Here is a 22600-nt window from a genome sequence, read left to right on the forward strand (position 1 = left end):
TCCTATCGAGCAGAACGCGCTTATCGACGCTCCGGGGCACGTACAGTCAAAGCTTCAACCTGTCGTCTGGTGGAAATCGACGATGGCGTCGAAACTGTTCTGGCCTCCAAGGCAGATGAGATGACAAAGAAAATAGAGGATGTGCTAGGTCTAACAGTGGAAGATTTCACCCGAGCGGTTGTTCTTCCCCAAGGGAAATTTGCTGAGTTTTTGACGATAAAGCCCAAAGATCGGCGTTTGATGTTGGAAAGGCTGTTTTCCCTCGAAGCCTACGGTAGGGAACTTTCCACTCGACTAGCTGACCAACTGGAGAAGGCCAAATTCACCTTAAACGGGGTGGAACAACGGCAACAGGGTTTAGGAGATGCTTCTGCAGAGCGGCTTAAAGAGGCGGAAGCTGAATATCAGTCTGCAATTGTAAGCTTAGGTAAGATTGCCAAGGAATTAGAAAACCTCAGGAAAGAGTATGATCATGCTCAGGAACTATGGAGCCTTCAAGAACAGTTACAACAAATTGAAAGCAAAGAGATCCAACTGGCATCCGAACAACCAAAGATGGATATAATAGCTGAGCGCTTAAGTATGGCTGAACGGGCCGAATCGATCCGTTCAATTTTAGAAGAAATCAGCGTTACAGAGGAACGATTCAAAGTGGCTAAGGATCAAGTTGAAACTTCGGACAGGAGACTGATCACGGCTAGAATTGAAAAGGTTACTTCAGAGGAGAAGTGGTCTGAGGAACACAAAAGACGATTAGAAGCTGAGCCTCGTTGTCTGCGCCGATTAGAACAACTTGAACAAGCTAAAGGCTTAGAAAACGATATCCAAGCGCGACAAGAACGGTTAAGCGCAACGCGTCTAAACTATGGAAATCTGGATCGAGTTCGCAAGAATTTGGAACAAACGATCCAGGTTCTTGTCAATAAAAGAGCAGAAACTCAAAAACAACAGCTTACCCTGAAAACCCAACTAACAAAACTCTCTGTAGAGCCGGAGCAAAGAGCAAAGGTTATTTCAGCCGCCCAAGCTCTAGAAGCCCTAGAGATAATTTCTAAACAAGTGGAAGGATTGCAAAGAGATCTCGAGAAGAATTCGTCTCAAATAAAAGAATGGCATTTAACCCTGCAGACCTTTGTGATTGAGGTACATGCTGCCCAGGGAATAGTAGAACAATTGACAGAGTCTTTGGACAGAAGGCAACAAGATCCGCCGGTTCAAGAGGATAGCTTGAGTGAGCGAGCTCAGGACTTAGAACGTTATCGGCATAGGATTGCCAATATAGAGCGGGCCGAGCAGGATGTGACCCACGAACAAGAACGCCTGCAAATCTTCTCCGCGGATTGCCAAAAGGTCCAAGTTGAGCTTGAAAGCAGGGAAGATGAACAATCTAGAATTTTGACGAGCGTCCAGGAAGCGAGATCAGAGATAGAGAAGAAATCGGTTGAAGTCAAAGGGCTAGAACAAAAGAATCTTGCGGGGCTAATCAGCGAGGATCTTGTGGAGGGAGAAACCTGCCCCGTATGTGGCTCACTTCACCACCCAAAACCTGCTCAGGGCTTAGATGACTCCATCTTATACAAGGCGAGGGAAGAACTAGATCAGGCCTCTCGGGAAATCCAGATTTTGGAGGAAAAACTTACTGAGAGCATTACAGCCTTGGCAGTAGCCAAGGCCCAGCTCTTATCTAAACGAGAGCTCGAACAAAACCAGCTAAACCTCATTAAAGCAAAAGAACAAGTGATTCTCAAGGCTCGAGAAGAGCTTTCCCTGCTGGATCGCAATCTGGCTGTACAGGATTTAAAGTCCCAACTAATAGAGCAAGAATCGCAATTGACGAAGGATCGCCTAACCTTAAACCAATGGAAATCTGAACTAGAGAAAGGGAATCGCAAGCTGGGAGAAGTCCAGCGCCAGCTGGCTGAAGTGGGAAAAAAGCGGCATAGCACGAATGCTCAAATTGCTGCTGTCGAGGGTGTTGGAGGAGAGATTCGTAATCAGCTCAACCAATTGCTCAAAGAACAAATCCTGAGAAAAGAACGCTTAGATACTGTACGTGGAGAAATTGATCTGACGGAAATCTTGTCGTTACAGCAACAATACACAAGTTGGGATCAGGCTACAAGACGTTTAAACCAGGAATTGTCGGTTCTTGAAATGGGTTTGAAAGAATCGGATGAGGCTTATCAGCGGCTCAGTGCAGAGAAAAACCAATGCGAACTGGAACTAGAGAATCTCAAAACAGTCGGAAGTGAAGCTGCTCGGGATCTTGTAGAGATTAAGAACAAATGGGATGTTCTAACTGAGGGGAAGCCAGCGCGAGAACTCATTGAGCTGGTTAAAAATGAGTTGGCTCTTGTTATAGAGACAGAGGAAAAGCTTAAATATAGCTATGAGCAAAGCAAAGGGTTATGGACTCAAGCTGAGCAAACCCTAGCAGTTAACCGAAAAACGTTAGATCTTTCAAGAGAAGGGCTTGAAGGTGCCCGGCGCAAACTAGAACTGGGTCTCCAAGCAGCACACTTTCCGTCAGTGGCTGCAGCTCATAGTGCGTTATGTGATAGTGCTGAGCGGCTAAAAATGGATCAGGATATCTCGGCCTTTCAACAAGAGGTCATGATCTATAAGCAAAGACGTAAAGACGTTGAAGAGCGATTACAGGGACAAAGACTTCGTCCAGAGGAATGGCTTGCTTGGCCTGTCCGATTAAAGGAAAAGGAAAAGGCTCATAACGAGGGGATAGAGAGGCGGGGTGTGACGCAACAAACCTTGGCAAGGCTAAATGAAAAACATGAAGAATGGATGCGTCTGGAAGCTGAAAGAAAGGCACTTAACCGTCGGCTGAGCTTATGTAAAACCTTGCAAACCGTTTTCAAAGGAAATGCCTTTATTGAGTTTATTGCGCAAGAGCAATTAACGAATGTTGCCATAGATGCCTCAGAGCGCTTGAAAGAGTTAACCAACCAACGTTATGCCTTAGAGGTCGATTCCGAGGGTGGCTTCATTATGCGAGATGATGCGAACGGAGGGGTTCGGCGTCCTGTGAATAGTTTGTCAGGCGGCGAAACATTCCTCACAGCCCTTGCCCTGGCTTTAGCTCTATCCACACAAATTCAGCTGCGAGGGGAATCTCCGTTAGAGTTCTTCTTTCTCGATGAAGGGTTTGGAACCCTTGATGCTAATCTTCTTGAAACTGTAATGAACACGCTAGAAAAACTTCATCTTCAAAATCTTACCATCGGGATTATAAGTCATGTTCCTGAACTGAAAAATCGCCTTGCTCGTCGTTTGATCGTTACTCCTGCCGAGGCTGGTGGTACCGGAAGTAAGGTCCAGTTAGAAATGGCATAATTTTTCGAATAGTTCTGAGGGCTTGCCGTTAAGTGCAAACTTTTTAATTTGCCTATTAATATAATTAATTGCGAAAATTATCGTCTTGACTATTGTTTTTAAAAAGGTATACTGTTCTAAGAAACGGTGTTTCACCTATTAAAACCTCACTTTGAATTTTTTTACAGATTCACAGTCAGGATGGGAGGATTATTAGTGTCAGAAAAATATGTGCAAACTCTTGAGCGCTCTCTTGACGTTCTAGAAGTCCTTGCTCAAGCAGAAGAACCTTTAGGGGTTACTGAAATCGGAAGTCGCATTAGTTTGCATAAAAGCACGGTTCACCGTATTTTACAAACTTTATGTCACAGGGGGTATGTGGAGAGAAAAAAGGATAATGAGCGCTATCAATTGGGGATAAAAATTATTGAATTGGGAATTCGTTTCTTTAATGATCTGGAGATCCGCAAAGTGGCGGCGCCTGTGCTGAGTGACTTAGTCAAAGTTCTGGACGAAGTCGCCCATCTCGTGCTCCATGATGAGGGGGAAATCGTCTATATTGATAGAGCAGAAAGTTCTCAAGTGGTCAGTATGCACTCCAAAGTAGGCCGTAGGGCTCCCATGCATTGTACTGCAGTAGGGAAAGCGCTACTCTCCACTATGCCTGAAGAAGAAGTACGGCATATTTTAGAATTAAAAGGGATGACTAGCTACACTCCGAAGACAATAACCGACCAGGATACCTTGTTGAAGGAACTTAGGGAAATCAGGGCCACCAAAATCTCTATCGAAAAAGAAGAGAACGAAATAGGAATTATCTGCCTAGGTACACCAATCTTTGATTATTCCGGGCGGGCAATTGGAGCAATCAGCGTCTCCGGGCCTGCTAGTAGGATAGAAGAGAAGGGAATTGTGCGCATCGGGGAAGAAATGAAAAAATCTGGTGAAAGGATTTCTGCGAACTTAGGCTTTGATTTTTATAAAAGATCTTAAACTTCAAACACACAGGTGTGCCATTTTCGATGCATCAGAGCGAACATTCTAAATAAATTTAGTAAATTATAATTTTTAGAAAGTTTTCTATTGACGATTTACGCTAATGGGGTAATAATAGACTCATAAGATATTAAAACTCTGTTTCATATATTAAAACAAAATGAGAAACGAAAGGGGGTTAATTAACCAAAGTTACGGCTAAAAGTACTAAACGCTGAAAAATGAAGGGGGAGTATCAGTGGGGGTTTTGGCAGACGTATACGAAATGCTCAACACGTGTAACAAGTGTGGTGGTTGCCATACAGCTTGTAAGACCTATAAATTGACTGGGTCAGAGGAAATGTCTACACGTGGAAGAATCCAGCTCATCAAAGCTGTCGCCGATGGGAAATTAGAACCTAATCAAGAGTATGAAGATGCTATTATGAGCTGTCTGTTGTGTGGAGAATGTGCAGTCACTTGTCCAAACGGTGTACATGGTAATGAACTCGTCATGGCTGCGCGGCGAGATCTAAAACTAAGAAAAGGAATCAAGCCATTTGCTAAGTCTTTTGCTTTAAATACTCTAGCAAGTCCGAAGAGGTTGGGTATGGGATTCAGTCTTTTCAAAGGAGTGGGCAAAAGTGTCCTCAATAAAATTGATGGACTGGACTATTTTCGCGGTATTGATATTCGAAACTTCCCTACAGCCAAAAAACCATTTTTGGAGCAGGTCCCAGAGAAGATTACCGTGCAACAGCCGAAGCATAAAGTCGGATTTTATGTGGGCTGTTTTCTCAATCACTCCTTAGACCAAACCGCTCATTCTGTTGTTAAAGTGTTAACGAAAAATGACTGTGAAGTTATTATTCCCAAAGATCAAGTGTGCTGCGGTCTTCCGCAATATGCATATGGTGACTTCGAAACAGCGAAAAAAAATGCCCGCAAAACGATTGATACCTTTTTAGATAAGTATAAAGATGCCGAAGTTGTTCTCACTGCCTGTGCGTCCTGTGCTGCGATGCTTAGACATGACTATTTAACGCTCTTTGCCGATGAGCCGGAGTATCTTGCAAAAGTTAAACTATTCTCTGAAAAAGTGGTAGAGTTTTCAGAATATATGGCAAAAATCGGTGTCGATGAGAGCAAACTTCATAATTCAAGTCCTCTAACAATCACCTATCATGATCCTTGCCACATGGTTCGGGGTCTTAAGGTAACCAAGCAGCCTCGACAATTGTTGCAAATGATTCCGCGGGTTGACTATAAGGAAATGTTTGAAGCCAACCGTTGTTGCGGGGCAGCCGGTTTAATACAAGCCTTCTATCATGAGGTGTCAACCGATATCACGGTTCAGAAGACACAAAACATCAAGGATACCAATGCAGATTTGGTGGCTACAAGTTGCCCTGCTTGCATGTTGAGACTTCAAGGTGGCATAAACAAAGCCGGTCAAAAACAAAAGGTTATGCATGTTGCCGATGTAATGGCCAACGCTTACGAAGACTAATTGAACGTAAATGAGTGGAAGGGCGGGTAGTCATGAGTAACGTCAATATCAGTAAGTTAAAAGGGATTGTCGGTGATGCCAATGTCATCGATTCCCCTTCTGAAATGGCTAAATATCTAAAAGGTCAAGGTAAGCCTGCAGTCGTCGTCTTACCTGGGAATACGTCTGAAGTTTCGAGTGTCGTCAAACTGGCGAATGAGCAGAATGTCAAAATAGCAGTAAGCGGGGCAGTCGTCGATACCCAGGGGATTGCGGGTGGGATTGCGATGATTATGTCCCGGATGAACCAGATTTTAGAAATGGATCAGCTAAACCTTGTGGCGGTGGTCGAACCAGGAGTTCTTCATAAAGACTTTCTTCTTAAAGTTACGGAAGCCGGATTAAACTTTCCTCCGGAGCCCTATGAAGTCGAAACCAGTTCGGTTGGCGGCTGCTTTGCGATTGGAGATTCCGACTCTAAATCCTTTGAATATGGTCCTACCCGGACGTTCCTTTTGGGATTTGAAATGGTTCTCCCCACAGGGGAAATCTTGGATATCGGAAATAAATGTATCAAGAACGTTTCCGGTTTAGATTTCATCCACTTCGCTGTCGGTAGCCAAGGAACGTTTGGGATTTTCACCAAACTTCTGGTGAAGCTCTTACCTGCACCGGAAGCTAAAAAAGCAGTGATCGGAACCTTCGCATCTATGCATAAGGCGAATGCAACCTTCAATACCCTGATTAAGCGGAATGTGCTTCCGACCCGGATGAATCTCATCAATGCATCCCTTGCGAAAAATGCCAAACCCGGAACGGAAGGGCAACTTGTGATCATTGATTTGCAGGGATTCAAAGAGTCAGGTAAAAACATCGCTAATGAAGTTGCTGCAGTGCTTACCTTGGGTGGAGGCTCTGATGTAAAGATCATTGAGGACGAGGTTGAGTATGATCAAGTGATCAATGGTTGGCTTAAAGTGCGCGCCGACCTCAATGCCAAACGGTCGCGTACCGTGGAGTTTGTGGTTGGTCCGATGAAAATGCCTCAAGCCCTGGCTCAGCTCGAAGCGCTTACTGGAGATTTAGGGGCTTATCCTGGCGTAATTGTCGAAGGACTTCTTGGATTTGTTGGTTTGGTTCTGCCCGAGGGAACGGATAAACTTGCTTTTGCCAGGAAAGTGAATAAACTGGCGATATCCCAGGGCGGGAACGTGAAGGGCCTCTTGGGTCATAAGCTCAAAGCTGAAGTTTACAATGATGCGGAAATGTGGAAGCAAACCACAAGTTTGCTCAGTGAACTGCGTCAACAATTTGACCCCAAAGGGATTCTCAACCCTGGGGTAAGTCTAGAGGCTTAAGAAGAAGGAGGTCTGAATATGTTAAGCCAAACGGTTGTTAAGCGGCTGAAGGAAATTGTTGGGGAGAAAAACGTTGTTACAGACAAAGTGGGTCTGTTCACCTATGGTTATGACGGCACGTTATTATCTGGTGAAGCCTTAGGAGTCGTTTCTCCGCAAACAACGGAACAAGTAGTTGAAATCGTCAAATTGATGAACGAGCACAACATTAAACTTGTTCCCCGGGGTGCTGGTACGAATGAGAGTGGTGGAACCATTCCTTCTGAAGAGTCTGTGGTCATTAGCTTTACTAAAATGACTAAAATTCATGAAATAGATACTGAAAATTTTGTAGCAGTTGTTGAGCCTGGAGTGATCAATTTTGACCTTCAAGTTGAACTGGAAAAGAAAAAATTCTATTTTCCTCCCGATCCGTCCTCCTTTAAGGCCTCAACAATAGGAGGGAATGTCGGTGAATGCTCCGGTGGACCGAAATGCTTTAAATATGGGGTTACCCGCGATTATATCTTGGGTCTGGAAGTCGTTCTCCCCAATGGCAAAGTCATTCAAACGGGAGGGCGTAATTTCCAAAGTGAGCCGGGATATGATTTGACTCGAATCATTGTTGGCGCGGAAGGAACCCTAGGATTGGTCACCAAAGTTTTCGTCCGTATCATACCGATATCCAGAGCCAAGAAAACAATGCTGGCTATTTACGACAAAGTTGAAGATGCTTCTCAAACTGTTGCCGATATAGTTGCTGCCGGTATTATTCCGACAACCCTGGAATTGATGGATAATTTGCTGATCAATACGACTGAGGATTTTACCCATGCCGGGATTCCCCGTGACGTTGGAGCTGTTCTGATTATTGAGGTTGACGGATATCCAGAAGATATGGACGGGCAAGTCAAGACGATTGGTGACATAGCCCAAAAAATTGCCAAAGAATTTAAAGTTGCTCAATCGGCAGTTGAAGTGGATCAAATTTGGACTTCAAGGCGCAGTGCTTTCGGATCTGTTGCCCGCGTAAGACCATCCTATGGTGTTAATGATATTACGGTTCCGAGGAGTAATTTCCCCAAAGCGATTGACGGAGTCCTTAAAGTAGCCAAAGATTTTGGTGTGACCATCGGAGTTGTGGCCCACGCCGGTGACGGAAATCTTCATCCGCTCATTCTTTTCGATCAACGGAATAAAGAGGAAACTGAAACCGTCCATGCTGCAGAACAGGCGCTCTGTATGATGGCTCTTGATCTCGAGGGTACAATTAGTGGTGAGCACGGAATCGGGCTCGTCAAGAAGAAGTATCTGGATAAGGAGTTTACACCCGCTGCAATGGAAGCTTTTAGAAAAGTTAAGAGAAGCTTTGATCCGAGCAATCGCTTTAACCCAGGTAAGGTCATCGACCTATAGAGTTCAGATCTGAACATTCCAAGTGGCGTATGGACACTGCTCTGGTGTTTATACACTAGAGCAGTGTTTCTCTATTCGCCGCTACTCTCCGCGATTAACGTCTAACTTCTAACATCCATCAATTTAGTTTTGCTCTGCTCTGCTTTAGTCACTCGAAGCATCGTTATTTTAGGGATAAACTTAACTTAAAATAACTTTGGGAAATGCGGATAAACTACAGCAGTATAAGGATATTTAGGGTATAAAAGCTAAGAAAAGGTCGTCTAAAAATTCAAAATTTTTAGACCTATCCTTATGACTTTTTTAGGAGGGGTAAATTTGGAAGACAGAGTGTTTAAGCTGGGAGAATTGGCTCAATTTGATGCGAATGCTCCACAAAAAGTGATGGTTTATCAGTCCGATAAAACCCTGGGAGCCATGTGGTGTTTAGAACCGGGACAAGAAGTATTCCTTCATCAACACCCCAATGCGGATGATGTGTGGATTTGTCTTGAGGGAGAGTCGGGCCAATATTTTGCTGGAGAAGGACAAGTGGTAGAAATCCAAAAAGGTATGGCTATTCTTGCCAAAGCCGGACAAACACACGGTATGCGCAATACAGGGAACGATCGCTTTGTGTTTATTGGTATAGCCGGTCCAGTTCCTGTAGAGACTGTAAAATTGTAAGTAGGTGTAAGATTAATGCCTTTGCCCCCTTGGACGTCGAGAGTGACTATTGGCAGGGGGAGTATTAATGTGGTTAATTGCAGATAAAAATGTTTTGAAAAATCGACTAATTATTCTGTTGACTATTGAGACAAATAGATGGATAATAGTCTTATAGCAAAATGAAACTGAGTTTCACATAATGAAACGAAGAAAAAGTGAATTTAGTTTCCGTATCTCAAAAAAATCCTACTAAGCTCAGTGTAAAAGCTGTGAAGAAGGGAGGGAAAATTCTCTTTTTACTTGATATTTGGTAATTTAGCACAGTGAGTTTGACTGAATTAGCTAAGTATCGAAAAAGGAAGGAAGAGTTTACCTTCTAAAAAACACCAAAGTTACAATGATGGATGACCCTAAAGCGACCTAAATAGTTGCAGAAAATTTCATTATGGAAGTGATAACGAAATGGCAAAATTTCTAGAGTACCAGGGAAAAGAATGGCTTAGAAAAGCGGGACTACCAGTGCCACAAGGCCGCGTAGCTTCTACCCATGAAGAAGCCAAAACGATTGCTGAGGAGATTGGCAAGGCCGTAGCCGTCAAAGGTCAGGTTCAAGCCGGGGGGCGTGGCAAGGCAGGAATTGTTAAACTGGTTAACACTCCTGAAGAAGCAGCAGCTGCTGCAGCCGAAATTTTCGCTAAAAACGTCATGGGAGTTCCCGTAAACCAGGTTCTTGTCGAGGAAAAACTGGACATTAAAAAAGAGTATTATTGTTCATTTGTCGTTAACGGAGCGAGAGAAGCACGTTCTCCAATGCTCATGTTTAGCACTGAGGGCGGAATGGACATCGAAAGTGTCCCGGAAGAGTTGCTTTTTAAAGTTAACATCGATCCTATTAATGGTTTACAAATTTATGACGCAGTTGATGTGTGTGCTCGAGCTGGAATCCCGGCTCAAGACCTTAGCAAGTTTGCTAGTTTCCTATCGAAGCTTTCACAGGCTTACAAAAAATACGATTGTCAAACCTTAGAGATTAATCCCTTCATCATGACGGGCAGCGGTAATTTAGTTTGTGCAGATTGTAAAATGGAAATTGACAATAGTTCCGTGGGTCGCCATCCGGAATTCGGAATCTCTATTGCTAGAGACCTTCCAGGAGCTCCTACAGAATTGGATCTCATCGGTTGGAGTATCGAGGAAACCGATGCTCGTGGTACAGGGTTCCTCATGAATATGGGCTATGATGAAGTAAGCCCAGGCTACATTGGTTATCATCCTATTGGTGGCGGTTCAGCGATGATGGGACTTGACGCCCTAAACCAAGTGGGTCTTAAGCCTGCTAACTATGCTGACACAAGTGGTAACCCCGTCGGTTCAAAGATTTATCGAGTAGCAAAGTGTGTTCTTTCCCAGCCAAACATAGACGGCTATCTGCTCGGCGGATTTATGATGGCAAATCAGGAGCAGTGGCATCATGCCCATGCTATCGTCAAGGTACTTAGGGAAGTACTCCCGACTCAGAAGTCTGGATTACCTTGTGTCCTCTTGCTTTGTGGTAACAGGGAAGATGAATCTTTGGAAATTCTCAGAAATGGCCTTGCGGATCTAATGACTCCTGATGGGCCAGGCAAGAGAATCGAGATTTATGGCAAAGAGTATGTAACTGATACTAAGTTCATTGGACAAAGACTCTTAGCTCTTAGTAAAGAATACAGAGCTGAGAAAGAATCTCAAGGAAAGTAGGGGAAACCTATGCTGGAATTCGCAGAAAAAACTCTGACGGTCAAAATCGATACCAGCAAGTGTGATACATGCGAGACAAAGGCATGTGCCGACGCGTGCAAGAAGTACGCTAGAGGTTTGCTTGGGATTGACGACCAAGGTAGAGCTTCAGTTGCACATCGCGATGCGGAAGAAGTTTTGCGTCTCGGAACTGAGTGTTTAGCATGTGAACTCGCTTGTAAGACCAAAGGTAACAACGCCATAACCATTGAGATTCCTGTTAAAGGTTTGGATGAGTACCTTCAAAAGCGTCAATAGCATCAACGAAAAATTAGCCATAGTCCAAGTGTAAGGTAGATACAAAACGTAGCAAAATGTTAAATGAGGGATAAAGATGGGCATTTTGATCAATAAGAATACCAAGGTCATCGTCCAAGGGATAACGGGACGTGAAGGATCCGTACGGACAAAATACATGAAAGAATACGGTACTAAAGTGATCGGTGGAACCAGCCCGGGAAAAGCTGGAGAACAGGTTCATGAAGTTCCCGTTTTCAACACCGTAAAAGAGATTGTCCGTGAGCAAGGCGAAATCGACTTTAGCGTCATCTTCGTACCTGGCCGAGCTTTAAAAACAGCGGTATACGAAGCAGTTGATGCAGGGGTTAAGAATATTATTCCTTGTGTTGAAGGCACTCCGATCCACGATATCATGGAAATGATTGCCTATGCCAAATCTAAGGGGTCAAGACTTCTTGGACCAGGGTCGATCGGGATTATTACTCCAGGTGAGGCTGTTGTAGGCTGGCTCGGTGGGAACAAAGAATGGGCCAATAAATTCTTCCAAAGAGGAAGCGTTGGGGTATTCTCTCGCAGCGGCGGTCAGTCAGGAACCATTCCTTGGTTGCTCAGAGAAGGGGGATTTGGGGTAAGTACCGTAATTCATACCGGAACAGAACCAGTCCTTGGAACGTCTATGGCGGACCTATTACCGTTATTTGAAGCTGACCCGGAAACTAAAGGCGTAGCGGTCTATGCCGAAATCGGCGGAACTCAAGAAGAAGAGTGTGCTGAGGTTATTGCTGCTGGTCAATTTACGAAGCCTTTCGTAATCTATGTGGCAGGAGCATGGGCACCTGCTGGTATGCGATTCTCCCATGCCTCGAATATTGTCGAGCGTGGTCGTGGATCTGCTAAAAGTAAGATGGAAGCAGTGACTCAGGCTGGAGGATTTGTAGCTGAGACCCCAACCGATATTCCAATTATCTTAAAAGAGAAAATCAAAGACTAAGTGCGAATTATGATATCCCTAGGGTTTAAAACCTTAGAAATAAAGCCAAAAATAAAATTATAGGGGGAATACTAATGACAATCATGAGATCTGTAATGTATATTCCTGGCAACAATCCTAAAATGGTGGCAAAGGCTCCTGAGTTTACGGCTGACATTATTACGCTTGACCTCGAGGATTCCGTTCCACCAGCTGAGAAAGAAGTTGCTCGTCAAATCGTTCGCGAAAACCTCAAGTATGCAGGCACTGGCGGTGCAGAAGTATATGTTCGTATTAATAACTGGGAAACTGAATTAACGAACGATGATCTGGAAGCTATTGTCTATGAAGGCCTTAATGGAGTAACCTTAGCTAAAACCGGATGCGCCGCTGACGTACAGCGTCTTGACTGGAAACTTGAAGAACTAGAGCGCCGTCGTGGTATTGAAGTAGGGACCGTTAAAATCTCCATGTTGCTGGAAACTGCCAAAGGGATTATCAATGCCGCAGAGTGCTGCTTAGCTAGTAAACGAAACGTCAACGCTATTTTCGGTGCTGTAGACTATTGCCGTGACATGCGCGTGAAATTAACCAATGAAGGTGTAGAACAACAATATGGACGTGCGCATGTGGCTGTAGCTTGCCGTGCTGCCAGAATCGTAGCCATCGATGCTCCTTTCGTTGACTTCAAGAACATTGAAGCTTTTGAGAAAAACGTAGCTGAAGGACGTCAAATGGGTTATGAAGGTCGCATGATCATTCACCCAGGACAAATCGAACCCTCTAATCGTATGTACTCTCCTGATCCTGCCGATGTTGAGTGGGCTGGCGGTGTTGTGAAAGTCTTCGAAGAAGAAGGAATTGCTAAGGGTAAAGCATCCGTTTCTTTCAATGGCAAAATGGTTGATACCCCTGTATACCTTAATGCTTTAGATATCATAGCTGCTCAAGCTGAGATTGATGCAAAAAACGCTAAGTAAGATGATCGTTTGATTGTTTGGTTACCTTTTCAAGGAGGTGACCAAACAATTTCTTACTTGAACTATCAGAAAGTATAACTTATGGTTCTCTTTATCCATCCTAAAAGATTGTCACCTCATTTAGACTTAAAAAGATAGTGAGAGGAAGATGCATATGTCGCGCATTAAGAATCTTCGCGAAGAGGCCTTAGCATTTCATACAGTGAAACCTGGTAAACTCGAAGTTAGAGTGACATGTCCGACACAAGACAGAGATGATCTAACGCTTGCTTATTCTCCTGGAGTTGCAGAACCAGTCTTGGAGATTGCAAAAGACCCCGCCAATCTCGACATTTATACCAACCATGCCAATTTTGTTAGCATTGTGACCGACGGGTCTGCTATTCTTGGACTTGGAAATCTTGGACCTGCTGCCTCTATGCCTGTTATGGAAGGTAAAGCCCTTCTCTTTAAAGCCTTTGGCGATGTCGATGCCTTTCCACTTGCGGTCAATACCCGCGATGTCGATAAAATTGTGGAAATCGTTGAATTAACAGCTCCTACCTTTGGTGGAGTTAACTTAGAAGATATTAAAGCCCCGGAGTGCTTTCAAATCGAGGAAAAACTCAAAGCCAGAGGGATCTTTAAAGGACCTATTTTCCATGATGATCAACATGGAACTGCAGTCGTTACCTTGGCTGGACTTTATAATGCGCTCAAAGTCGTCGGAAAGAAAATCGAAGACGTCAAAGTTGTTGCTAATGGGGCAGGTGCAGCTGGAATCGCCATCATTAAGCTCTTGATGAGCGTTGGTCTTAAAAACGTGATTATGTGTGATACCAAAGGTGCCATTTATGAAGGTCGTACAGTGGGTATGAACCCCTGGAAAGAACAAATCGCCGCAGCAACTAACCCTGAGAAATTCAGCGGTGATCTAGCTGGAGCACTTGTAGGTGCAGATGTCTTCATTGGTGTATCTGCAGCAAACGTTCTGACCGAAGATATGATTAAATCTATGGCTAAAGATCCCATTTGTTTCTGTCAAGCGAACCCAATCCCGGAAATTTGGCCTATTGAACGAGCTATTGAAGCTGGCGCTGCTGTCATTTCTACTGGTCGTTCAGATGTTATTAACCAAGTGAACAACGTATTAGCCTTCCCTGGTATGTTCAGGGGTGCTATTGACGTTAGAGCGACTGACATCAATGATGCAATGAAGATTGCAGCTGCCAAAGCAATTGCTGCTTGTGTCTCCGCTGAAGAACTTAATGCTAACTTTATCATGCCTTACACTTTGAACCCGGAAGTAGCCCCAGCGGTTGCTGCCGCTACAGCAAAAGCTGCTATCGACAGTGGAATTGCTAGAAACCCGATTGATCCAGCATGGGTAGCTGAAAATCTTAAAAAGAGATTGGCTAACCAATATAAATAGAATTGTGCTTAATGGAAGGTGGTTTTTTTTAAAGGCCACCTTTTTCTTGTTACGAGTTAAAAAGAAAACAGAATCTATGAGAGATAGCTTTCGATTCGAAAGGCAGAAGATGATTGACCTGCATTAGGATAACTGGTAATATTGGGTAAATTAGTGTGCGAGGGGGACTTTAATATGTTTTTAACATTAACTGCTTTTTTGGAGACTTGGGAGAAGGAAGCGGAATCGACCCAGCGAGTACTCAATGCTTTAACAGACTCTTCACTTAGTCAAACCGTTACAGTGCAGGATCGTACTCTTGGGAGGCTCGCTTGGCATATCGTAACATCAATCCCCGAGATGATGGAAAAAACAGGGTTAGTATTTAAAGGTCTCGGTGAGGAAGCTCCCGTTCCGGACACGGCTCAAGAAATCGCCAATTATTACAAAGAGGTAAGCACTACAATAGTAACAGCCATTAAAGGTCAGTGGACTGATCAGACTCTTTTGGAGGAACGGGATATGTATGGGGAATTATGGACTATAGGCACCACCTTAAATGTCCTCATTAATCATCAAATTCATCATCGAGGGCAAATGACCGTACTGATGAGACAAGCCGGCCTCAAAGTCCCTGGGATATACGGGCCAGCGAGAGAGGATTGGGGTCAATATGGAATGGAAGCACCTCTGGTATAAGCGTACATAGAGGTTTAAAGAACTTATTTAGGAATCCTAGCCATCGAGTAATTAAAGAATTTACGGCAATTCGACCAAACGTAATTTGATTATGTTTGGTTTTTTTCCGTCATACCAAGGTAGCCTTTTACATTATGCTATTGCTCATACTGGTTTTCAGATCCATAGTTGAGTTCCTTACCAAATTTATTGACCTAAATCAAGCCAACTGGTAGTATTGGGATAAATTTAAGTATTAAGGGATTCCGAGATGGTGGTTAGTTGCATGACGTCATAATCCTCCAGATATTCTGGAAAAGGAATTGAGGCTAGTGTAATCGGAGATATTAATACAGATAACTAGGATAAGGGGTAAATCGGATGCATACACCAAGCAGTAAGTTGAGAACCAAGACTGGGAAGGATAAACAAAGTCATCTTGAGGTAACAGAACAGGCCGAGTTAATGAAGTTTTTACTTGGTGCAATACCCAGTAAAAGCCGAAGCGATATCAAGTCCTTGCTGGCCCATCGTCAAATTTCGGTTGATAATGAAGTGATTACTCAATACAATCATCCCTTGGAGATCGGTCAACAGGTCGTCGTAAATTGGGCAAAAGTGTTGATAGAAAAGCAACCTGATGGGTTAGATATCGTGTATGAGGACCCGGATATCATAATCATTGAAAAACAGGCGGGATTGCTCTCAATCGCAACGGCTACAGAAAAAGAGCAAACGGCTTATAGTATATTAAGTAATCATGTCAAAAAAAGAGACCCAAAAAACAAGATCTTTGTGTTGCATCGCCTTGATCGAGAAACCTCTGGGGTGATGATGTTTGCCAAAAGCGAGAAGGTACAGCAATTGTTGCAAGAAGCGTGGAAGGAAGCGGTTTTGGAGCGCACTTACGTTGTAGTAGTGGAAGGGGCAGTATCTAAGGAGCAAGGAACAATCACCTCTTGGCTGACCGAGAGTAAAGCTTTTATTATGTACTCCAGTCGCACCCCTAATGACGGCCAAAAAGCAGTGACTCACTATCGATTACTTAAGAAAAACAAACATTATTCACTTTTAGAAGTCAAGCTAGAAACTGGGCGGAAGAACCAAATTCGTGTGCACATGAGAGATATAGGTCATAGTGTGATTGGAGATAAGAAGTATGGAGCCACTAAGCATCCTATTGGACGAATAGGGCTTCATGCTCAAGTCCTAGCCTTCAAGCATCCGATAACGGGCGAAGTGGTGCGGTATGAATCGGAAATTCCTAAGTCATTCTTAAATTTATTTCCCTAAATAATAGATAGAGAAAAGTACAAAAAAAGAAAACCGGGTTTACACCCGGTCTTTTGATACATTTCTACCGATTTTATCAGCATCAAAGGGAAGCGGAATCTTCTCAGTATTATCGGGTTTGCGCGACTTGTCGTTCGTCTTCTTTGCCATATCAGGCTTACCCCCTCATTTGAAAATTTACTTCGGGTGGAGTATTAACTCTCGATTAACATACCCAAATTAAACTATTCCATGTAAATGGACAAGGGGATTAGTAATGAATGGAGTGTAGCCAAAAGTGTCTAATAGGTTAGACCGGGAGAAAGCAACCGTGGAATTAATGATTAAACTATATTGTAAGGGTAATCATCACCCTGTAGATGGACTCTGTGCAGAGTGTCGAGACTTATTGAATTATGCTTCCAAGCGTCTGACTCATTGTAAATTCGGAGAACTTAAACCAACCTGCGGTAAATGCACGGTGCACTGCTATAAACCGGAAATGCAGCAAAGAATTATTGAGGTCATGCGCTATGCCGGGCCTAGGATGCTTTTGAACCATCCCATAATCGCCATCAGACATTTGATCGACGGTTTTAAGAAAAGTTATCATGATTCTGAGCGTAAATAATACACTAGGCAGCGGTCAGCTATTAGTTGTCAGTGTAACTCAAAGAAAGAAGCGTGTGTATGGCCATAAAAGAGTATTGCCTTGAAATGAGAGGAATGCCTCACCAAGACTTAGTTGACTATTTTCTTTCGATTGGGGGAAAGCAGATTGGGCAGGGGTTGTATTTGGGCCCGGACTGGGAAGTAAATCTGAGTGATGATTGGACCTGTACTATAGGGTCGATACAAATCCCGGCGACGCAAGTGATTTTTCGGGTTAATGAGGAAGACTGGCCAGAAATAATGAAGGCTTTCCGTTTTCGATTCCTTTCCGCAGGGGGGTAAATTAAACACGGAGTAGACATAGTGTTTTTCATAATAAAAATTTGGAATTATCATTATCATTTTATAGATTCTTCATTAGTTAGCTCTGACGGTTCGCTTCTTTGAAGATTATTAAAGCGTTGAATTAATTTTCCATAGATAAAGAATATAACCAAGGAAGCAATCATTAATAGGATAGCAAACGTCCATACGCTAGATCCTCCACCATAATCATACATCATTCCACCTAGCAAGGGACCCACCATTCGCCCTCCAGACGAAGCACCTCCAATGATTCCTTGATAAGCTCCAGTCTTTCCTTGTGGGGCAAGTTGAGCAGCAGCTGCTGGAACCGCAGGCAAAATCAGCATTTCACCAAGGGTTAGAATGAGCATGGCGATAATGTAGGATATATACGGTAGCTTGCCCAGGAGAATGACATACCCGATGGTTAAGAGAACAGCGGCGAGGTAAAATTGTCGTTCGAATGACTTTGCCCAAGCCTTGATGACCCAATTGATGAAGGGCTGCAAAGTAACGATGAAGACGCCGTTCAGCGTCCAAAGCACACTGTAAGAAAAAAGAGAAAATCCGAGTTGGTTCATTACCACGGGTAAAATCGTAACGAGCTGAATATAGGCTCCCCAGGTAAAAAATATGCCTCCACATAAGGCTAGAAGTACTTTGAAGCCACTGTCTTTCGTCAACCCTTCTGTTGATTGCTTCGATGAAATTGAATGAATGGGTGCTTTTCGTTCTGAAACACCTATCAACAACAAAAGTAAAAAAATTAAGAAGCCTGCAGCATTCAAAGAGAAGGTAAGACGGAAAGAGACTTGAGCCAGCATTCCTCCGATGGCAGTGCCAACGGCGACGCCAGCGTTATTAGAGATATAAAGGTAATTAAAACCTCGCCGCCCGCCTTCAGGCCAAAGGGCATGAATCAGCGCGTTAAGTGGGACGAAGATAAACGCTTGAGCTAATCCGAACAGGATAAATGCTGGTGCATAAACCCCCCAGACCGGGTAAATACCGATAGATCCAACGGAGAGGATTGCTCCAACTAAGCCAATAATCATTACTTTCTTTGGACCAAAACGATCCGCCAAAAAACCACTCATAAATTGGCCAAATAGAGATGCTGCCGATTGTGCTGCAAGAAGGGTACCAGCTTCAGTTAATGAACGGTTTAAGACGGTATGCATAAAAAGGCTATTTAGAGGCCACATGAGAGAATTACCAGTTGACTGGATGAAACCACCCAAGATTAAGACCCAGACAGAACGGGGGATATCGAATCGTTTAAATAGCAAGGGAAAACCACCTTTAGTTTAGTGTGACATTTTATTACTTCGACATTCGTATTAAGAAACCTTCAACTAAGGAATTACTCCTTTTCTTAAAGGCAAAAAGTATAAAAATTAGCATTTATGAAAAACTATGGCAAAGGAGAGTGTGTCATGAACTTTCAGGAAACAGAAACATTTAAGAATTTGAGTAAGGCGTTTGCAGGTGAGTCTCAAGCACGCACTCGGTATGCTATTTTTGCGGGAGTGGCTAAGCAGGAAGGGTATCAACATATTCAAGCGGTATTTGAAGAAACAGCTGCTAACGAAAAGGAACATGCGAAAGTCTTCTATAAACTTTTGGCCGCCCACGTTCAAGATCAAACTGATGTCATTCATGTCGATGCAGACTATCCGTTAGTTAATAGAGACACGCTAAGCAACTTAAGGGCGGCTGCAGCAGGGGAAAGAGAAGAATGGACAGAAATCTATTCAAACTTCGGCACGGTTGCGGAAAAAGAAGGATTTCCTGATGTCGCGAAGGCCTTTAGGACAATTGCAGAAGTGGAAAAGCATCATATGAATCGTTTTGATTATTATGCCTTAGGGATCGAAAAGGGAACGATCTTCAAAAAAGAAACAGCCACTTTATGGAAATGTACAAATTGTGGCTACATCCATGATGGCACGGAAGCACCTGAACTATGTCCGGCTTGTTCGCATCCCCAGGGGTATTTCGAAGATTTGCCCGGAAAATACTGACATAAAAGCCGAGCGGGAACTTCCTGCTCGGCTTTTATACTGTCCTAATCCTTTCACTTACGACACTTTCAGAAAGTATGACTTTTTCAGAGCATATTTACTACTATAGTAACTATCTAGGGGAAACTGATGTTTATACGAAAAAGACTTGCAATGTATATCCAATCTGACCATAATAAGCAAAAGAGATATAATTCTGAATATTTAACGAGGCGGAGGAGTTAGAATGCAAGTCCCTATGCCAGAATTACAAGACCGAATGAAGATTTTCCAAGACAAACTGATTAAAAAAGGAATCGATGGGGCACTTTTGGTCCAACGCGCGGATACCCTCTACTATACTGGTACAGCCCAAAATGTCCATGTCTACGTTCCCCAGGAAGGAATGCCGCTTGTATTAGCCTACAGAGATTTTGCCAGAGCTAAGAGAGAAAGTCCTTGGAACGTAATCATACTGCGAGGCTTGTCTAAAATTCCCGAAGACATTCAAGAGGCAGGGCTTTCTCTCCCAAGTGTGCTAGGGCTAGAACTTGATGTCCTTCCGGTAAATCAATTTGAGCGTTATCGCAAACTATTCCCGGAGGTCATGTTTCTGGATGTTTCGCCAGAAATCCGCTTACAGCGTGCTGTAAAATCCAGGTGGGAACTATCCCGTCTCGAAGAGAGTGCTCAGATTCATACCCCGGTGTTGGATTTTGCTAAGGAAATTCTACATATAGGAATGACCGAAGTTGAACTAGAGGGGCTATTAGCGGGTAAGGCACGGGCCTTGGGACACGGTGGTTATGTGAGGATACGCGGTTTTGGCTTAGAATTCCATGTTGGAGCAATAACTTCGGGAGTCCGCGCTACCGTGCCAAGTTATTTTGATGGGCCAGTGAATGGACAGGGCATTTGTATTGCTCATCCGAATGGGGCATCGATGGCCCAGATCCAGGCGGGCGAACCGATTGTCCTTGATATGGTGACAACCGTTCATGGTTATCAGATTGACCAAACACGAATCCTAAGCCTCGGACCTTTATCAGACGAGCTAACAAGAGCTTACGAGCTTACCCTGAAAATTGAGGAAAAAATTCGCCGTGCCTTAATACCAGGGAGATTGGCCGGTGAAATATACGAGGAAATCTTGACGTGGGTCCGTGAAAATACACCCTATGAAGAGAATTTTATGGGGTACGGGACAAGTCGAGTTAGTTTTATAGGGCATGGGGTAGGTTTGGAACTTGATGAACTTCCGACCCTTAGTAAGGGTTCAAAGGTAGTGATCAAACCTGGGATGGTGGTAGCGATCGAACCCAAGTTTATTTTCCCGGGAGTTGGAGCCGTAGGAATTGAAGATACTGTGGTCGTCGAGTCAGAGCTGGGTGCCAGATATTTATCCATAACCCCTCGAGAATTGGTTGTATTATAATGGCCAAAAGTCTAACCAGAGATTACGTTGTGCGGATTGCGTGAATAGGATATATTATAGGCAATCGATCAAGCTTCAAGGAAAGGGGTGATAGAATGTTTAAAAAGATTCTTGTCCCAACTGACGCCTCTGAAAATTCTCGCCGCGCCTTAAAAATGGCCCTGGAGTTAGCCAGCTCATATCAAGCTGAGGTGTTACTACTTCATGTTAGCTATACTCCTCAGGCTTATTGGGGGTATACCATTTCTTATGGAATCACGGTGACGCAAGAACAACTTGATCAAAACGGAGAACTTGCTTTAGATGTAACCCTTTCGGGAGTTGATCAGGGGCAGATTGTCATTAACAAACGAGTAGAAGCAGGTCATCCAGTAACCGTTATCCTAGATCAGATCAAGCAGGAAAGCATTGACTTAGTCGTTATGGGAAGTCATGGCTACGGTGCAATAACTGGCTCGGTCCTTGGCAGTGTAAGTCAACGGGTGTTGCAACGAGCAAGCTGTCCAGTACTAATTATTAAGTAAGAAGAATCGTTACAGATTGAAATTAGGGGTAATACGTCGCGAGAGCGAATATGCTCGACGCGCAAGTAGGATTTATAGCAAATTTATAGCAATTGTGCAGATATTTTAGGACAAACGTCCCTGTCTACGTGGCAGGGATTTTTTCTTAGGTCGCGAATAGCACAGTAAGAACTTGCTATTAGCGACGTGGAGGCAGACCGTTTCATGAAAGAAGATAATGTTTGGTTGAGTCCTAAAGAACTTCAACAGATGCTGCGGGGTTCATTACAATGGAACGACGTGGCACCCCGTGTTACCTCATCCAAAACGGGGATACGTAAGTTAGGGGAAGCTATTCCTGAAAAAAGATCAGTCTCCAGACAAACCGATCAAATAGCGATCAATCAATCAATAGAGCAAGAAGTCTATTCAAAACCGCTGGAAGGAAAACCTGTTATTTGGTTACTGGGTAGTGTTGGTCTCTTAACATTATCCTCTTGGTTTTACTTTGTCTTGTTTTCAAATTAGGTTTATGAATTGAGCATTGATAGTTTGGAGAGGGTTAAGTGGCAGACTTAACCCTCTCCAAACTAATTTTTTTCTAAAAATCCTTTGCAAAATTTCTAAAAATGGGTATCATATAGATAGAAGGTCAGGAAAGGTCAATAATAAGTATGTGGGGGATAACTTAGAAATATATTGTTATAAGGAGTACATTACAATGGGAAACCTTGCGGATCGCATTGAGGAATATCTGAAACGGGTATTAGAAAAAACCTCAGAGGGGTATATCGTTTTGCAGCGAAGCGAGCTTGCGGGTGAGTTCGCCTGTGTTCCATCTCAAATCAACTATGTACTAGATACTCGTTTCACAGTCGAACGGGGATACTTGGTTGAAAGTCGCCGGGGGGGTGGAGGGTATCTTCGAATTATTCGTTTAGGGTTAGGCCTCGAAGGGGAGTACCAACAAGTAATGAGACAATTAATTGGAGATCAGCTTTCACGTGAGCGTTCAAGCGCCTTGGTGGATCGTCTTTTAGATGAGGAACTTGTCACGACTCGGGAAGCGGCGATGATTAAGAGTATTGTATCTGGTAATGATTTAAGTGGAGAGTTCAGAGATTGGGATATGTTACGAGCACGTCTAATGAAGAACATTTTGACAACGTTAAGTAGGGATGATTTGGTATAAAGGGGGAGT

The 22600-nt window shown here is 43.6% G+C and carries 21 protein-coding genes; 20 read left to right on the top strand and 1 reads right to left on the bottom strand.

Annotation, left to right across the window (positions count from 1 at the left end; all coding sequences use genetic code 11):
* The 15 genes from JL57_RS24355 to JL57_RS24425 form a co-directional block, all read left to right on the top strand.
* A partial coding sequence (locus JL57_RS24355; RefSeq protein WP_034144527.1) for an SbcC/MukB-like Walker B domain-containing protein occupies window positions 1–3348 on the top strand: 3348 nt, incomplete at its 5' end.
* A 195-nt stretch (window positions 3349–3543) separates the two neighbouring features.
* On the top strand, window positions 3544–4320 hold the full coding sequence (locus tag JL57_RS24360) for an IclR family transcriptional regulator (protein ID WP_034144528.1): 777 nt from the start codon (window positions 3544–3546) through the stop codon (window positions 4318–4320).
* A gap of 241 nt (window positions 4321–4561) precedes the next feature.
* On the top strand, window positions 4562–5812 hold the full coding sequence (locus tag JL57_RS24365; RefSeq protein WP_034144529.1) for a (Fe-S)-binding protein: 1251 nt from the start codon (window positions 4562–4564) through the stop codon (window positions 5810–5812).
* Window positions 5813–5844: 32 nt separating this feature from the next.
* Window positions 5845–7149 (top strand): FAD-binding oxidoreductase, encoded by a 1305-nt coding sequence (locus tag JL57_RS24370; RefSeq protein WP_034144530.1) that lies wholly within the window; start codon window positions 5845–5847, stop codon window positions 7147–7149.
* Between the two features lie 18 nt (window positions 7150–7167).
* Entirely contained in the window at window positions 7168–8544 is a 1377-nt protein-coding gene (locus JL57_RS24375) for an FAD-binding oxidoreductase (protein WP_034144531.1), read from the top strand.
* 318 nt (window positions 8545–8862) lie between these two features.
* Complete coding sequence (locus JL57_RS24380; protein WP_034144532.1) at window positions 8863–9210, top strand: cupin domain-containing protein; 348 nt, start codon at window positions 8863–8865, stop codon at window positions 9208–9210.
* A gap of 444 nt (window positions 9211–9654) precedes the next feature.
* Window positions 9655–10932 (top strand): ATP-grasp domain-containing protein, encoded by a 1278-nt coding sequence (locus JL57_RS24385; RefSeq protein ID WP_034144533.1) that lies wholly within the window; start codon window positions 9655–9657, stop codon window positions 10930–10932.
* A 9-nt stretch (window positions 10933–10941) separates the two neighbouring features.
* Window positions 10942–11229, top strand: a complete 288-nt coding sequence (locus tag JL57_RS24390; RefSeq protein ID WP_034144534.1) for a hypothetical protein — start codon at window positions 10942–10944, stop codon at window positions 11227–11229.
* Window positions 11230–11305: 76 nt separating this feature from the next.
* Window positions 11306–12202 carry a CoA-binding protein gene (locus JL57_RS24395; RefSeq protein ID WP_034144535.1) on the top strand — a complete coding sequence of 299 codons (897 nt, stop codon included), beginning with the start codon at window positions 11306–11308 and terminating at the stop codon, window positions 12200–12202.
* Between the two features lie 74 nt (window positions 12203–12276).
* Complete coding sequence (locus tag JL57_RS24400; RefSeq protein WP_034144536.1) at window positions 12277–13161, top strand: CoA ester lyase; 885 nt, start codon at window positions 12277–12279, stop codon at window positions 13159–13161.
* A gap of 154 nt (window positions 13162–13315) precedes the next feature.
* Window positions 13316–14572, top strand: coding sequence for an NADP-dependent malic enzyme (locus JL57_RS24405; protein ID WP_034144537.1), 1257 nt, complete (start codon window positions 13316–13318; stop codon window positions 14570–14572).
* A gap of 174 nt (window positions 14573–14746) precedes the next feature.
* Window positions 14747–15250 carry a DinB family protein gene (locus JL57_RS24410; protein ID WP_034144538.1) on the top strand — a complete coding sequence of 168 codons (504 nt, stop codon included), beginning with the start codon at window positions 14747–14749 and terminating at the stop codon, window positions 15248–15250.
* 360 nt (window positions 15251–15610) lie between these two features.
* Window positions 15611–16522, top strand: a complete 912-nt coding sequence (locus JL57_RS24415) for an RluA family pseudouridine synthase (RefSeq protein ID WP_034144539.1) — start codon at window positions 15611–15613, stop codon at window positions 16520–16522.
* A 277-nt stretch (window positions 16523–16799) separates the two neighbouring features.
* Window positions 16800–17132 (top strand): nitrous oxide-stimulated promoter family protein, encoded by a 333-nt coding sequence (locus JL57_RS24420; RefSeq protein WP_034144540.1) that lies wholly within the window; start codon window positions 16800–16802, stop codon window positions 17130–17132.
* Between the two features lie 59 nt (window positions 17133–17191).
* Complete coding sequence (locus tag JL57_RS24425) at window positions 17192–17455, top strand: hypothetical protein (RefSeq protein ID WP_034144541.1); 264 nt, start codon at window positions 17192–17194, stop codon at window positions 17453–17455.
* A gap of 56 nt (window positions 17456–17511) precedes the next feature.
* Here the strand turns inward: JL57_RS24425 and JL57_RS24430 are convergent, their stop codons facing one another.
* The gene (locus JL57_RS24430) at window positions 17512–18747 is read right to left on the bottom strand and encodes an MFS transporter (protein WP_034144542.1); all 1236 of its coding nucleotides are present in this window, start codon (window positions 18745–18747) and stop codon (window positions 17512–17514) included.
* A 147-nt stretch (window positions 18748–18894) separates the two neighbouring features.
* Here JL57_RS24430 and rbr point away from each other — a divergent pair, with 147 nt between their 5' ends.
* From rbr to JL57_RS24455, 5 genes are all read left to right on the top strand, one after another.
* The gene (rbr, locus tag JL57_RS24435; RefSeq protein ID WP_034144543.1) at window positions 18895–19482 is read left to right on the top strand and encodes a rubrerythrin; all 588 of its coding nucleotides are present in this window, start codon (window positions 18895–18897) and stop codon (window positions 19480–19482) included.
* A gap of 226 nt (window positions 19483–19708) precedes the next feature.
* Window positions 19709–20896 (top strand): Xaa-Pro peptidase family protein, encoded by a 1188-nt coding sequence (locus JL57_RS24440; protein WP_034144544.1) that lies wholly within the window; start codon window positions 19709–19711, stop codon window positions 20894–20896.
* Between the two features lie 95 nt (window positions 20897–20991).
* The gene (locus JL57_RS24445) at window positions 20992–21420 is read left to right on the top strand and encodes a universal stress protein (protein ID WP_034144545.1); all 429 of its coding nucleotides are present in this window, start codon (window positions 20992–20994) and stop codon (window positions 21418–21420) included.
* 204 nt (window positions 21421–21624) lie between these two features.
* The gene (locus JL57_RS24450; RefSeq protein WP_034144546.1) at window positions 21625–21927 is read left to right on the top strand and encodes a hypothetical protein; all 303 of its coding nucleotides are present in this window, start codon (window positions 21625–21627) and stop codon (window positions 21925–21927) included.
* Window positions 21928–22120: 193 nt separating this feature from the next.
* Complete coding sequence (locus JL57_RS24455) at window positions 22121–22591, top strand: CtsR family transcriptional regulator (RefSeq protein ID WP_034144547.1); 471 nt, start codon at window positions 22121–22123, stop codon at window positions 22589–22591.
* The last annotated feature ends 9 nt before the right edge of the window (window positions 22592–22600 follow it).

The sequence above is a fragment of the Desulfosporosinus sp. BICA1-9 genome (genome assembly GCF_000802135.1).

Coding starts and splice junctions, on each gene's coding strand:
- JL57_RS24370 (WP_034144530.1), top strand. CDS start 5,845: ATGAGTAACGTCAATATCAGTAAGTTAAAAGGGATTGTCGGTGATGCC.
- JL57_RS24375 (WP_034144531.1), top strand. CDS start 7,168: ATGTTAAGCCAAACGGTTGTTAAGCGGCTGAAGGAAATTGTTGGGGAG.
- JL57_RS24385 (WP_034144533.1), top strand. CDS start 9,655: ATGGCAAAATTTCTAGAGTACCAGGGAAAAGAATGGCTTAGAAAAGCG.
- JL57_RS24390 (WP_034144534.1), top strand. CDS start 10,942: ATGCTGGAATTCGCAGAAAAAACTCTGACGGTCAAAATCGATACCAGC.
- JL57_RS24395 (WP_034144535.1), top strand. CDS start 11,306: ATGGGCATTTTGATCAATAAGAATACCAAGGTCATCGTCCAAGGGATA.
- JL57_RS24400 (WP_034144536.1), top strand. CDS start 12,277: ATGACAATCATGAGATCTGTAATGTATATTCCTGGCAACAATCCTAAA.
- JL57_RS24405 (WP_034144537.1), top strand. CDS start 13,316: ATGTCGCGCATTAAGAATCTTCGCGAAGAGGCCTTAGCATTTCATACA.
- JL57_RS24410 (WP_034144538.1), top strand. CDS start 14,747: ATGTTTTTAACATTAACTGCTTTTTTGGAGACTTGGGAGAAGGAAGCG.
- JL57_RS24415 (WP_034144539.1), top strand. CDS start 15,611: ATGCATACACCAAGCAGTAAGTTGAGAACCAAGACTGGGAAGGATAAA.
- JL57_RS24425 (WP_034144541.1), top strand. CDS start 17,192: ATGGCCATAAAAGAGTATTGCCTTGAAATGAGAGGAATGCCTCACCAA.
- rbr (WP_034144543.1), top strand. CDS start 18,895: ATGAACTTTCAGGAAACAGAAACATTTAAGAATTTGAGTAAGGCGTTT.
- JL57_RS24440 (WP_034144544.1), top strand. CDS start 19,709: ATGCAAGTCCCTATGCCAGAATTACAAGACCGAATGAAGATTTTCCAA.
- JL57_RS24445 (WP_034144545.1), top strand. CDS start 20,992: ATGTTTAAAAAGATTCTTGTCCCAACTGACGCCTCTGAAAATTCTCGC.
- JL57_RS24450 (WP_034144546.1), top strand. CDS start 21,625: ATGAAAGAAGATAATGTTTGGTTGAGTCCTAAAGAACTTCAACAGATG.
- JL57_RS24455 (WP_034144547.1), top strand. CDS start 22,121: ATGGGAAACCTTGCGGATCGCATTGAGGAATATCTGAAACGGGTATTA.